Here is a 12,443-nt window from a genome sequence, read left to right as displayed (position 1 = left end):
GTGCTCAGTCGCGGGCGGCGACCTTCTCCGGGGAGTCCGTGGGTGCGGAGCGTGCCACGACGACCGATTCGGTGGTGCTCCGCCGCTTCCGGAGGCCCGGCAGGGTGATCAGGAGTCCGGCCAGGGCGATGACCGTGACCACGGCGAGTCCCGGGCGGAAGCTGTCCAGCGTGGCCTGCGGGGAGGCCGACGTGTCGCCGTCCGCGGTGATGACGGCGGTGACGACGGCGAGGAAGAGCGCGCCACCGACCTGGATCGAGGTGTTGAGCAACCCCGAGACCATGCCCTGCTCGCGGTCGTCCACGCCGTTGGTGGCCTGGATGTTGAGCGAGGGGAAGACCAGGGCGCAGGCGGCGCCGAGGAGCAGCATCGAGGGCAGGATCACCGCCGCGTACTGCGGGGTCAGCGAGATCCGCAGGAAGAGCGCGTACGCGACGACGAGCAGCGTGAAGCCGGCGGCGATCACCCGAGGTGTGCCGAAGCGGTCCACGATGCCACCGATCTTCGTGGAGGAGAGCGCCACGAGCACGCCGGCCGGCAGGAAGGCCAGCGCCGTCTGGAGCGCGGACCAGCCGAGCAGCGACTGCATGTACTGGGTCACGATGAATTGGAAGGCTACGTACGAGCCGAAGAACGCCGCCGCGCCGAGCTGGGCGCGGACCTGGGAGCCGGAGCGCAGGACCCCGAGCCGTACGAGCGGGCTCGCGCTCCGCCGTTCCACCAGGACGAAGGAGACGAGGAGGACGGCGGCCACGAGGAAGGACAGCAGGGTCCGGGCTGAGGTCCAGCCGACCTCGGGCGCCTGGACGACGGTGAAGACGAGCAGCAGCATCGCGGCCGTACCGGTGACGGCGCCCGGCAGGTCGTAGCCGCCGGAGGAGTCCTCGCGGGCGCTGTGCGGGATGAGGCGGAGCGCGAAGACCAGGGCGATCAGGGCCACGGGGGCGGGCAGGAGCATGGTCCAGCGCCAGCTGAGTTCGGTGAGCAGCCCCGACAGGACCAGGCCCATGGAGAAGCCGGTGGCGGCGCAGGTGGTGTAGATCGACAGGGCCCGGTTGCGCTCCGGGCCCTCCTTGAAGGTCGTGGTGATGATCGACAGGCCGGCGGGGGCGGTGAAGGCCGCGCTGAGGCCCTTGATGAACCGGCTGGCGATCAGGAGCGGGCCGGAGTCGACGAGTCCGCCGAGGAGCGAGGCGATCGCGAAGACGGCGAGGGCGATGAGGAAGACGCGCCGGCGGCCGAGGAGGTCGGCAGCGCGACCGCCGAGGAGCAGCAGGCCGCCGTAGCCGAGGATGTAGCCGCTGACGATCCACTGGAGCGTGGCGGTGGACAGGCCGAGGTCGGTGGCGATCGAGGGCAGGGCGACGCCGACCATGGAGACGTCGAGGGCGTCGAGGAACATCGCGGCACAGAGCACGAGCAGGGTGCCCCAGAGCCGCGGACTCCAGCGGTTCTGCACGGCGGCCGTGGGTGCGGCGGTGAGCGGAGAGGTCATGGGCAGCACGGTACATGCACATGCATTGAATGCAAGTGCATTTAATTCCCGTGCAACAAAGTGGGTCGTTTCTGCTAACGTGCGGTCATGGCAGCGAACAAGTCCGAACGCGCGCTCGTGGACGAGTGGCGTGACGTCCTCGCCCTGCACGCCCGGACGACCTGTGAGGTCGACCGGGCCCTCCATCCGTACGGGATCGGTGCCAGCGACTTCGAGGTCCTCGACGTCCTCGCCGAGGGCGCGGCCGAGGACGGCCCGGGCTCCTGGCGCGTCCAGGAGCTCGCCGGGCGGGTCCACCTCAGCCAGAGCGCGCTGTCCCGGACGGTCGCGCGCCTGGAGAAGGACGGCCTGGTCCTGCGGGGGATGTGCGCCGAGGACCGGCGGGGCGTCCAGGTGAAGCTCACGGAGAAGGGCCTCGCGCGCCACGCCGAAGCGCAGCCCCTCCAGCGCGAGGTGCTGACGAGGATGCTGGACCGCAGTTCCTGAAGTTCCCTGAGTCGCGGGATCGCGGACCGCGGGATCGCCTCGGTCGAGGCGATCCCCCCTCCGCGCGACCCAGCTCCCCTCAGTTTCAGGTGACTGCCGAGTTCTCCCGCCACAGCCGGGCGATCGTGTCGTCCCCGGTCAGCGTCACGGTCTCGGCCGGCAGCCGGTTCCACAGGGTCAGGTACAGACGGTCGGCCGCCCCGCTGAACTCCGCGTCCGCCGCTTCCTGTTCGGCTGCCGCCCGTTCCGTCCGGGGCGGTTCCGTCGCCGACAGGCGTACGGTCCAGACGTCACCCGTGTCCGTGGCCCGCACCCGCAGGATGCGCGGCTCGGGCGTGCGCACCCGGCTGTTGTCGCGGGCGTGGAAGCCGCGCAGCAGCTCGTCGATCCCGTCGGCGGCCAGCGCCGGGTCGACCGCTCCCGGCCCGGCCGCGAGCGCCGACTCGGCGTCCGCGCGGTGGACGGCCGTCTCGTGCGCCTGCCGCCGCGCCCAGAAGGCGAGCGGCGAAGGCGCCGGGAGGAAGGTCCAGCACTCCAAAGTCTCCGGCGCCGCGCGCAGGGCCGCGACGAGAGCCGTGTGACCCTCCCGGTAGTACGCGAGCAACTCGTCGCCGTCCAGGTCCGGTTCGCCGCCGTCCGGGTGGTAGGCGGTGTGTCCCTCGACCACGAAGGCCGTGGCCCAGCGGTGCACCGTCGTCGTGTGCCGGAGGAGGTCGCGGACGCGCCACCCCGGACAGGTCGGGACCTCCGCGTCCGGCCCGGCCGCGGCCGCCGCCTCCGCGAGCGCCAGGCCGGCCGCTTCCAGTGCGGTGATGTGTTCAGTGATCTTCATCGTGCCCCCGTTGATCGTTTCCCTTGGGGCGGAGTCTGACAGCTCGCGCGCCCGCAGGTGATCAACTCGCGGTTCGGGTGCCCGCGTTCCGTGCCCAGTAGCCCATCGCCGCGGCTCCGGCGGCGAGGACCGCGACGGTCGTGAGCGCCACCGGAAGGGAGAACCAGTCGGCGAGGAACCCGATGGACGGCGGGCCGAGCAGCATGCCCCCGTAACCGAGGGTGGAGGCGGTCGCCACCCCGTCGGGGCCGGCGATGGCGCCGGCGCGGGCCACGGCGACGGGGAAGATGTTGGCCAGGCCGAGGCCGGTCACCGCGAAGCCGAGGAGCGTGGCCCAGACGGTCGGGGCGAGCGCGCCGAGGAGCATGCCGGCCGCGGCCGTGGCCCCGCCCGCGACGAGCGTACGGGTCTGGCCGAGCCGTTCCAGGAGCAGCGTGCCGGAGAGCCGCCCGGCGGTCATGGTCAGCGCGAAGACGGAGTAACCGGCGGCGGCCACGCCCGGGTGGGCGCCCAGGTCCTGTTCGAGATGGAGCGCGCCCCAGTCGGCCAGCGCCCCTTCGCCGTACGCCGTGCAGAGCGCGATCACGCCGAAGACGAGGACCGTACGGCGGGCCGCCCGCGACGGCTTCCCGGAGGCCGATCGTCTCCCGGCATCCCGCTGATTCCCCGCATCCCGCGTCGGGAGTGATTCCGGTCGGCCGGGGGCGGTGTGGCGGAGGAGTACGGGACCGGCGGCGGCCGTCAGTGCCAGGCCGACGACCGTCAGGCCGAGGAGGTGGGCGGTGGGGGACAGGCTCCCGGCGAGGAGCCCGCCGATGCCCGCGCCGAGCATGCCGCCGAGGCTGAACGCGGCGTGGAAGCTCGGCATCACCGGGCGGCGCAGTGCGGCCACCAGGTCGACGGCGGCGCTGTTCATGGCGACGTTGATCCCGCCGTACGCGGCGCCGAAGACCAGCAGGACGAGGCCGAGGGCGAGCGGGGACCGGGTGAGCGCCGGAAGCGCGACCGAGAGGGAGAGCAGGACGGCGGTGGCGACGGTGACGGCGTGGCTGCCGAAGCGGCGGCAGAGCCGGCCGGTCAGCGTCATGGTCACGACGGCGCCCGCCGAGACGCCGAGGAGGGCGAGCCCGAGGTCGCCGGCCGAGGCGCCGGTCTGCTGCTTGACGGCGGGGATGCGGACCACCCAGCCGGCGAAGAGGAATCCGTCGAGGGCGAAGAAGAGGGTCAGGGCGGAGCGGAGGCGGGTCAGGGAGTGGTGGGCGGTGTCTCCGCCGAAGCCCCCCGATGCGGCCGTCCGTACTTTGTTTAGTAGCGGCACAAACTCAGGATAGGGGGCGCCGGGCCCGGGATTCAACCGCCGGGCGGGATCGGCGGCAGGCCGGCCGGCCGTCGGCACCGCGGGCCTGGGCGCGGCGGCACCGCGGCGGGGATGCGGCCGGGGCGCGGGGCGGGGGTGCGCCGGCACCGTGGCGGGAATGCAGCAGGGACGGCGGCAGGGATGCGGCGGGTGCGTGGCCGGTCGTGCGCCGTGCCCGGCCGGGTGCGGGTTCGGCGTGTCGTCCGATCATGGGAGACTCGCCCCCATGAACGGCAAGGCGACGACGACCCGGACACGGCTGGACAGGGGGCGCAACGCGCTCGGCCCCGCGCTGGAGCTGGTGCACACCGGAAGGGCGCCGACACGGGCCGTCCTCACCGCCGAACTCGGCGTCACCCGGGCCACCGCGGGCGCGGTCGCCGCCGAGCTGGAGGCGCTGGGCCTCATTCGCGTCGACTCCAACCCCGGTGCCGCCGCCGGCTCCCAGGGGCGCCCCTCCCACCGGCTCGCCGTCGACGAGAAGGGCCCCGTCGCCCTCGCCGCCCAGGTCCACGCGGACGGCTTCCGCGCCGCGCTCGTCGGCCTCGGCGGCACCATCGTCGCCACGGCACCCGGCTGCGTCACCGTCTCCGCCGACCCCGCCCAGGTCCTCGGCGCCGTGGTCGACGCGGGAGCGGCGCTGCTCCGGGAGAGCGGCCGCCGCTGTGTCGGCGCCGGACTCGCCGCACCCTCAGCCGTGGCCGAGCCCGAGGGCACCGCGCTCAATCCGCTCCACCTCGCCTGGCCCGCCGGTGCGCCGGTACGGGAGATCTTCGCCGAGCGGGTACGGGCCGCCGGGATCGAGGGCCCGGCCTTCACCGGCAACGACGTCAACCTCGCCGCCCTCGCCGAGCACCGCCACGGCGCCGGGCGCGGCGCCCGCGACCTGCTCTGCGTGGCCACCGGCCACCGGGGCGTCGGCGGCGCGCTCGTCCTCGACGGGCGCCTGCACACGGGCAGCGCGGGCCTCGCCCTGGAGGTCGGCCATCTGACGGTCAATCCGGAGGGGCGCCCCTGTCACTGCGGCAGCCGCGGCTGCCTCGACGTCGAGACCGACCCGCTCGCCTTCCTCACGGTCGCGGGCCGGGATCCCGGCCCCGAGGTCTCCCTGCTCCAGCAGGCCCGTGACCTGCTGCGGACCAGCCGGGACGACCCGGGTGTCCGGGTGGCCGTCGGGGAGCTGATCGACCGGCTCGGCCTCGGCCTCGCCGGTCTGGTGAACATCCTCAACCCGGACCGGATCATCCTCGGCGGGCTCCACCGTGAGCTCCTCGACGCCGACCCCGAGCGTCTCCGTGCGGTCGTCGCCGACCGCAGCCTCTGGGGCCGCAGCGGCGGCGTCCCGATCCTGCCCTGCACGCTGGACCACAACAGCCTGGTGGGCGCCGCCGAGCTGGCCTGGCAGCCGGTGCTCGACGATCCGCTGGCCGCGCTCGGCCGGGAGTCCGTCTGAGCGACTCCCGGCCGGACCGGTTCCGTCGGCCGGAAGTCCCCGAGGTGCCCGACCAGGGCGTCCGCTCGCGCTCCGAAGGCGTTCGTCCGATGATCCGTGGGGCAGAGTAGGGGCATGGCTACGTACGAGACGATGTCGTTCCACCTGGAGACCGAGCGGCTGATACTGCGGCCGTGGGCCGAGTCGGACGCAGCCGAGTTCTGCGCCCTCCTCGGCGAGCGCGGCAAGGGGACGCCTCCGGTCGAGCGCATCCGGACGGCCATCGCGGGGTTCCTCACCGCGACGGAGGAGACGGGGATCGCCCTGCTGCCCATCCAGCGCCGCGACGAGGGCGACTTCATCGGCTACTGCGGGTTGATCATCGGCCGCACCACCCTGGAGGAGCCCGAGATCGCGTACGAGCTGTTCCAGCGCGCGCACGGGCGCGGCTACGCCACCGAGGCGGCCGGCGCGGTACTCGAAGCCGCCGTCGCGACCGGACGGAAACGGCTCTGGTCGACCGTCGGCTCGTGGAACACGCCGTCGCTCCGTGTCCTGGAGAAGCTCGGGTTCGAGCGGGATCGCGTCACCATGGAGGACAACGGTGAAGTGGTCTGGCTCAACCGCCCGTTGCCGTGACACGAGGGTGTCCGGTTCGGTCGCTTGTGCTCCCTGACGTGTGACGTATCCGGTGGGGTGTTGGCGGAAAATCGCTGGGCGGGAGAGGCCGTACGCCGTAGCGTTCCGCCTCATGATCACTTCGGACTCCGGTCTCCCCCCACGCCTCGGCAGCCTCACCTTCCACGGCCCCCTCTCCGAGGCCCGCGCCACCCGCATGATCGAACGACTCGCCGCCGAACAGCCCGCCGATGTCCTCGACATCGGCTGCGGCTGGGGCGAACTGCTCCTCCGCGTCCTGGAGAGCGCCCCGGGCGCCAAGGGCATCGGGATCGACATCAACGCCGAGGACCTGGCCCGCGGCCGGGCCCTCGCCGAAGAGCGCGGTCTCGCCGACCGTGTGGTCTTCGTCGAGGAGTCGGCGCTCGGCACCGAGCGGGGCCCCGTCGACGCGATCCTCTGTCTGGGATCGAGCCAGGCGCTCTGCGACCCCGAGCTGCCGCACGACCCCGCCGCCGCCCTCCGGGAGCTGCGCCGACTGGTCCGGCCCGGCGGCCGGGTCGTGCTCGGCGAGGGCTTCTGGGAGCGCACTCCGACGGAGGAGGAGCTGGCCGGAATGTGGCCCGACGCGCACGCCGGCGAGCACTTCTCCCTCGGCGCCCTCGTGGACCTCGCCATCGAGGCGGGTTTCCGGCCCGCGCGGATCGAGACGGCGAGCGCCGAGGAGTGGGAGGAGTTCGAGTCCGGCTACCGGTACGACACCGAGGTCTGGCTCGCCGCGAACCCCGGGCACCCGCTCGCCGCCGAGACCCGCGAGCGCGCCGACAGCCAGCGGTCGAACTGGTTGAACGGCTACCGCCGGGCCCTCGGGATCACGTACCTCACCCTGGTCGCCGTGGCCTGAGACCACGTCACCACTGCCGCCGTCCGGCCCCCAACTCTCCACGTCCGGGGGCCGAGAGGTGCAGGACCCGGAAGCGCTCGCCCTCGCCGGCGGGCGCTTCCGCCGTGTCGGCGCCTGTCCCGTCGGAACCCGCCCCATCGGTACCCGTCCCGTCCGCCCACAGCGTGAAGGTGAGCAGCTCCCAGTGGCGTGGATCCACGGCCAGGGCCGAGGCGACCACGCCGTCCCGGCGGGCCTCCCGCGCGTGCCGGGCCACCGCCTCCGCCACGGCCTCGCCCGGCGGCACCGCCTCGCCGAGCGGCGTCCTGCGGCGCGTGGCGGTCCCGGGAGCCGACGCGGCCGCCGGCCCCTCCTCGTACGCCAGGCCCGTCCAGTGCTGCACCACCGGCCGGCCGAAGTCGTTCACGATGCCCTGGAAACCCGGCCCCCAGAGGAAGGAGTTCATGCCCTCGGGGGTGGCCCAGAGATAGAACGGCGCGTACTGGTTGACCGGCGATCCGGCCTCCCGCTCCCGGATCAGATAGGCCTTCAGGCCGAGCCCGGGGAACGTGTCGAGCAGGTGGCCCCTCGTCGCGACCCGCTCGCGGATGATCCCCATGTCGTAGTCGGCGGGCAGAGTGATCTCGTACTGCATCGCGTGCACGGAACGGTCTCCGGTTCTCTGGCGATTCGCGGGAATCTTCTCGGTGAAGGGCGTCGATCAGGGCGTTGATCACGGCGTTGATCAGGGCGTTGATCAGGGCGTAGATCAGGGTGTCGCGAGGAGCGCCAGCAGACCGCGTACGGCGCTGTCGAACGGAGCCCGCGAGCCCGTGGCGCGGGCCAGCACGTAGCCGCCCTGGACGGTCGCCACGACCGTCGCCGCGATCTCCTCGGGATCGAGCGAGGCCCTCAACTCACCGCTGTCCAGCCCCTCCTGGACCACGTCGGCGAGCCGGCCGCGCAGCCGGCCGAGCGCCTCCTCGACGGGGGCGCGGAGTTCCGGGTGGGCGATCACCTCCGGGTCCATGGTCAGCCGCCCCACCGGGCAGCCGCGCAGGACCTCGCGCTCGCGCAGCAGGTACGCCTCGATCCGGGCGTACGCCGAGCCCTCGCCGCCCAGCACGGCCTCGGCCGCCGTACCCATCTCCTCGGCCGTGCGCCGGATCGCGACGAGCGCCAGGTCCGGCTTCCCCGAGAAGTGGTGGTACATGCTGCCCTGACCCGCGCCCGCCGCCTGCTGGACGGCCTTGGGGCTGGTGCCCACGTAGCCGCGCTCCCACAGCAGCTCGCGGGTCGCCTCGACGAGACGTTCGGCGGTGGTCTTCGGAGTGCTCATGACCGCACTGTACATACCAGTAGGTACAGAGAGGAAGGCCGTCCGGACCGCCCGCCGTACTCCCGCTGTCGTACGTGCGAAGCCGCTGCCCGTACGACGCCCCGGACCCCCTCCCCGAGCGAGTCTCGAAGCACGGACATCACCACAGCGCACACCGAGGAGCTGAACCCTCATGAACACCCTCGCCTACGCGGGCCCCGGCCCGTGGATCCTCCTCTTCCCCCTGGTCTGGGCCGTCGTCATCGCCGGGATCGTCACCCTGGCCCGCCGTGCCGGCTGGCGCCCGGGCCGCGGCGGCCGCCCCTACCGGGACGGCCGGCCCGACGAGCACTCGCCGATCGCCCTGCTCGGCCACCGGTTCGCCGCCGGGGAGATCGACGAGGACGAGTACTGGCGCCGGCTCACCGTCCTGGAGGAGCAGTTCGGCCGCACCGCGACCGGCAAGGAGCGCCGGGCATGACCGCCGCCGCCCGCACCCCCGCCGCCCGCACCCCCACCGCGCACACCGAAGCCGCCCGGGTCCTGGACGCCGTCAAGGTCTACGGGCGCGGCGACACCGAGGTCAGGGCCCTCGACGGGGTGAGCGTCGACTTCCCGGCCGGCCGCTTCACCGCCGTCATGGGCCCCTCGGGCTCCGGCAAGTCCACGCTCCTGCACTGCGCCGCGGGGCTCGACACCCTCACCTCCGGTGCCGCCTTCGTCGGCGGCACCGACCTTTCCACGCTCGACGACCGCCGTCTGACGCTCCTGCGCCGCGACCGCGTCGGCTTCGTCTTCCAGGCCTTCAACCTGCTGCCGACCCTGACCGTCGCGGAGAACATCACCCTCCCGCTCGACCTCGCCGGGCGAGCCCCCGACCGGGCCCGGTTCGACCGGCTCGTCGACACCGTCGGCCTGCGCGACCGCCTGCACCACCGGCCGGGCGAACTCTCCGGCGGACAGCAGCAGCGCGTGGCCGTCGCCCGCGCCTTCGTCGGCGACCCGGACGTCGTCTTCGCCGACGAACCCACCGGCAACCTCGACTCGCGCTCCGGCGAGGAGGTCCTGCGCCTGCTCGGCCGTACGGTGCGGGAGACCGGCCGTACCGTCGTCATGGTCACCCACGACCCGGTCGCCGCCGCCCACGCCGACGAGGTGGTCTTCCTCGCGGACGGGCGGCTCGTCGACCGGATGACCGCCCCGACGGCCGACCGCGTCCTCGACCGCATGAAGGCCTTCGAGACCGACACCGGCCGGCCCTCCGCCCCGACGACCGACCCGGCCTCCGCCACGACGTCCGTCGCCACGCCTGTCTCGACCTCCGCCACGGCCTCCGCCACGACCCGAGGAGGGGCGACATGAGAACCCCCGCCACCCCCGCCACCCTCCGGCTCACGCTCGCATCCCTCCGCGCCCACCGGCGCCGCTTCCTCGGCACCTTCGCCGCCGTCCTCCTCGGGGTCGCCTTCCTCACCGGCACCCTCGTCATGGGCGACACCCTGCGCGCGAGCTTCGACGCCATGTTCACCGGCGCCACCCGGGGCACGGACGCCGTCGTCCGCAGCGCCACCACCGTCACGGCCGCCGGCGCGGCACAGGGCACCCGCGGCCCCGTCGACGCCGACCTCGCCGACCGGATCGCCCAGGTCCCCGGAGTCGCCGCCGCCGCGCCCCTGATCGAGGGCGCCGGCCAGCTCCTCACCGCCGACGGGACCCCCGTCGGCGGCAAGGGCCCGCCCACCCTCGCCGCGAACTGGATCGAGGACGAGGCCCTCAACCCGTACCGGCTCGCCGAGGGACGCACTCCGCACGCGCCCGGCGAGGCCGTCGTCAACCGGGGCGCGGCGAAGGCCGCCGGCCTCAGCATCGGCGACACGACCGTCCTGCGCACCCCCGACCCCGTACGGATCACCGTCGTCGGTCTCGCCACCTTCGGCGGCGCCGACGGCATGGGCCAGGTCACCTGGACCGGCCTGACCCGCGCCGACGCCGAGCGGTACCTGACGGCCCGCCCCGGCGAGGCGACGAGCATCGCCGTACGCGCCGGGCCCGGCGTCAGCCAGGAGGAGCTCGTCGCCGCGCTCGCCCCCGCCCTGCCCGAAGGGGTCGAGGCGATCACCGGGCAGCGCGCGGCCGAGGAGAACACCGAGATGGTCTCCGGCCGGTTCCTCGGCCTCTTCACCACCTTCCTGCTGGTCTTCAGCGGAGTCGCGGTGCTCGTCTCCGTCTTCACCATCCACAACACCTTCGCCGTCCTCGTCGCCCAGCGGACCCGCGAGAACGCCCTGCTCCGCGCCGTCGGCGCCGCCCGCCGCCAGGTCGTCACCGGCACGCTCGCCGAGGCGCTCGTCGTGGGGCTGCTCGCCTCCGCCGCCGGGCTCCTCGCCGGCATCGGCGTGGCCGCCGGCCTCCAGGCCCTCTTCCCGGCCGTCGGGTTCCCGTTCCCCGAGGGCGACCTGGTCGTCACGGCCGGTTCCCTCGCGCTCCCGCTCGGCGTCGGACTCGCGGTCTGCGCCGGTTCGGCGCTCCTGCCCGCCGTACGGGCCGGCCGCACGGCTCCGCTCGCCGCGCTCCGCGAGAACGACGTGGACGGCTCGGGCACCTCCCGCGCCCGTGCGCTGACCGGCGGCGCCCTCCTGGCCGCCGCCGTCGGCACGGTCCTCGCGGGAGTGCTCGGCGACCCCTCGCTGTGGCTCGCCGCGACCGGCGCGGGGCTCGCCGTCGCCGCCTTCGTGGTCCTCGGACCGGTGGCCGCCTCGGTCGCCGTGCGGGCCCTCGGCCGGCCCCTGCGCGGCGCCAACCGCGGCCTCGCCCGCCGCAACGCCCTGCGCAGCCCCGGACGGACGGCCGCGACCGCCACCGCCCTGATGATCGGGGTCGCCGTCGTCACCCTCTTCACCGTCTTCGGTGCCTCCCTCAAGGCGACCATGGACCGTACGGTCGACCGCTCCTTCGCGGGCGACGTGGCCATCGGCGCGCCCTCCTTCGGCGCGGGCGGCAGCGGGCTCAGCCCCCGGCTCGCCCCGGCGGTCGCGGCACTCCCCGAGGTCGACACGGCCGTCGGCCTGGGCAGCGGAGTGGCGGAGGTCGACGGCCGGGGCCGCGCCCTGACGGTCACCGACCCGGCCGCGCTCGCCCGCACCCTCGACCTCGGGGAGGTACGCGGCACCCTCACCGGACTCGGTGCGGACGGGCTCGCCGTCGCCGCCGACGAGGCCGCCGCCGCCGGCCTGGCGCCCGGGCGCACGGCCGAGCTGACGTTCACGGACGGCACCCGGCACACCTTCACCGTCCGCGCGGTCTACGAACGGGCCGACCTCGCGGGGGACTACCTCGTCACCCGGGAGGCCTGGGCCCCGCACCGCACCCAGGACGCCGACCGGCTGGTCGCCGTCGCCTTCGCGGACGGCGTGTCCGCGGCGGACGGCAAGGCGGCCGTGACCGAGGTCGCGGACCGGTACGGCCAACCGGAGGTGCAGACCCGGGAGGAGTACGCGGAGGCCTCGGCGGGCGGCATCGACATGATGCTCACCCTCGTCTACGCGCTCCTCGCGCTCGCGGTCCTGATCGCCCTGCTCGGCATCGCCAACACGCTGACCCTCGCCGTCCACGAACGGACCCGCGAGCTGGGCCTGTTGCGGGCCGTCGGACAGACCCGCGCCCAGCTGCGGGCCATGGTCCGCTGGGAGTCCGTCCTCGTCGCCGCCTTCGGGACGCTCGGCGGGCTCACCCTCGGCGGCTTCCTCGGCTGGGTGCTCGTCCGCGCCTCGGAGGGATCCGGTGACAGCGCGCTCGCCTTCGCCGTGCCGGCGGTGCGACTGGCGGCCGTGGCCCTGATCGGCCTGACGGCGGGCGTCGTGGCGGCCTGGCGTCCGGCCCGCCGCGCGGCGCGCCTGGAGATCCTCAGGGCGATCGGCACGGAATGACCTCGGGACGGAATGACCTCGGCCCGACGTCAGGCGGTGACGTCGGGCCGGTGACGTCAGGCCAGTGACCTCGGGCCGGTGACCTGGGGCCAGTGA

General features: G+C 74.2%; 12 protein-coding genes. 7 read left to right on the top strand and 5 right to left on the bottom strand.

All coding sequences use genetic code 11. The features are described 5' to 3' along the window. Positions 1–4: 4 nt before the first annotated feature. Positions 5–1,495, bottom strand: coding sequence for an MFS transporter (locus tag ACFC0G_RS03375; protein WP_376396474.1), 1,491 nt, complete (start codon positions 1,493–1,495; stop codon positions 5–7). Positions 1,496–1,582: 87 nt separating this feature from the next. Here ACFC0G_RS03375 and ACFC0G_RS03370 point away from each other — a divergent pair, with 87 nt between their 5' ends. Next, a complete protein-coding gene (locus tag ACFC0G_RS03370) occupies positions 1,583–1,981 on the top strand; it encodes a MarR family winged helix-turn-helix transcriptional regulator (RefSeq protein ID WP_376396471.1) in 399 nt (132 codons plus the stop codon). Between the two features lie 85 nt (positions 1,982–2,066). Here the strand turns inward: ACFC0G_RS03370 and ACFC0G_RS03365 are convergent, their stop codons facing one another. Next, positions 2,067–2,813, bottom strand: coding sequence for a maleylpyruvate isomerase family mycothiol-dependent enzyme (locus tag ACFC0G_RS03365; RefSeq protein ID WP_376396468.1), 747 nt, complete (start codon positions 2,811–2,813; stop codon positions 2,067–2,069). Positions 2,814–2,874: 61 nt separating this feature from the next. Continuing rightward, on the bottom strand, positions 2,875–4,131 hold the full coding sequence (locus ACFC0G_RS03360) for an MFS transporter (protein ID WP_376396465.1): 1,257 nt from the start codon (positions 4,129–4,131) through the stop codon (positions 2,875–2,877). 265 nt (positions 4,132–4,396) lie between these two features. Between ACFC0G_RS03360 and ACFC0G_RS03355 the strand changes: the two genes are divergently transcribed. The 3 genes from ACFC0G_RS03355 to ACFC0G_RS03345 all read left to right on the top strand — a co-directional run bounded on the left by ACFC0G_RS03355 (position 4,397) and on the right by ACFC0G_RS03345 (position 7,124). After that, positions 4,397–5,623, top strand: coding sequence for an ROK family protein (locus ACFC0G_RS03355; RefSeq protein WP_376396462.1), 1,227 nt, complete (start codon positions 4,397–4,399; stop codon positions 5,621–5,623). Between the two features lie 114 nt (positions 5,624–5,737). Beyond that, on the top strand, positions 5,738–6,241 hold the full coding sequence (locus ACFC0G_RS03350) for a GNAT family N-acetyltransferase (RefSeq protein ID WP_376396459.1): 504 nt from the start codon (positions 5,738–5,740) through the stop codon (positions 6,239–6,241). A gap of 112 nt (positions 6,242–6,353) precedes the next feature. Continuing rightward, positions 6,354–7,124, top strand: coding sequence for an SAM-dependent methyltransferase (locus tag ACFC0G_RS03345; protein ID WP_376396456.1), 771 nt, complete (start codon positions 6,354–6,356; stop codon positions 7,122–7,124). A 7-nt stretch (positions 7,125–7,131) separates the two neighbouring features. Here ACFC0G_RS03345 and ACFC0G_RS03340 read toward each other — a convergent pair whose 3' ends face one another. Beyond that, a complete protein-coding gene (locus tag ACFC0G_RS03340; RefSeq protein ID WP_376396453.1) occupies positions 7,132–7,767 on the bottom strand; it encodes a DUF4865 family protein in 636 nt (211 codons plus the stop codon). Between the two features lie 105 nt (positions 7,768–7,872). Beyond that, positions 7,873–8,457 (bottom strand): TetR/AcrR family transcriptional regulator, encoded by a 585-nt coding sequence (locus tag ACFC0G_RS03335; RefSeq protein ID WP_376396451.1) that lies wholly within the window; start codon positions 8,455–8,457, stop codon positions 7,873–7,875. A gap of 157 nt (positions 8,458–8,614) precedes the next feature. Here ACFC0G_RS03335 and ACFC0G_RS03330 point away from each other — a divergent pair, with 157 nt between their 5' ends. From ACFC0G_RS03330 to ACFC0G_RS03320, 3 genes are read left to right on the top strand one after another with little or no spacing between them, the layout of a single operon-like run. Further along, positions 8,615–8,902 (top strand): SHOCT domain-containing protein, encoded by a 288-nt coding sequence (locus tag ACFC0G_RS03330; RefSeq protein WP_376396449.1) that lies wholly within the window; start codon positions 8,615–8,617, stop codon positions 8,900–8,902. Continuing rightward, the gene (locus tag ACFC0G_RS03325) at positions 8,899–9,783 is read left to right on the top strand and encodes an ABC transporter ATP-binding protein (RefSeq protein WP_376396446.1); all 885 of its coding nucleotides are present in this window, start codon (positions 8,899–8,901) and stop codon (positions 9,781–9,783) included. The genes ACFC0G_RS03330 and ACFC0G_RS03325 overlap by 4 nt, the downstream gene beginning before the upstream one ends. Beyond that, positions 9,780–12,347, top strand: coding sequence for an FtsX-like permease family protein (locus ACFC0G_RS03320; RefSeq protein ID WP_376396443.1), 2,568 nt, complete (start codon positions 9,780–9,782; stop codon positions 12,345–12,347). Before ACFC0G_RS03325 ends, ACFC0G_RS03320 begins: the two co-directional genes overlap by 4 nt. Positions 12,348–12,443: the final 96 nt, after the last annotated feature.

Origin of the sequence: Streptomyces sp. NPDC056169 (assembly GCF_042268445.1) — a bacterium.
Lineage (GTDB): Bacteria > Actinomycetota > Actinomycetes > Streptomycetales > Streptomycetaceae > Streptomyces.
This window is presented reverse-complemented; position numbering and strand designations above follow the sequence as displayed.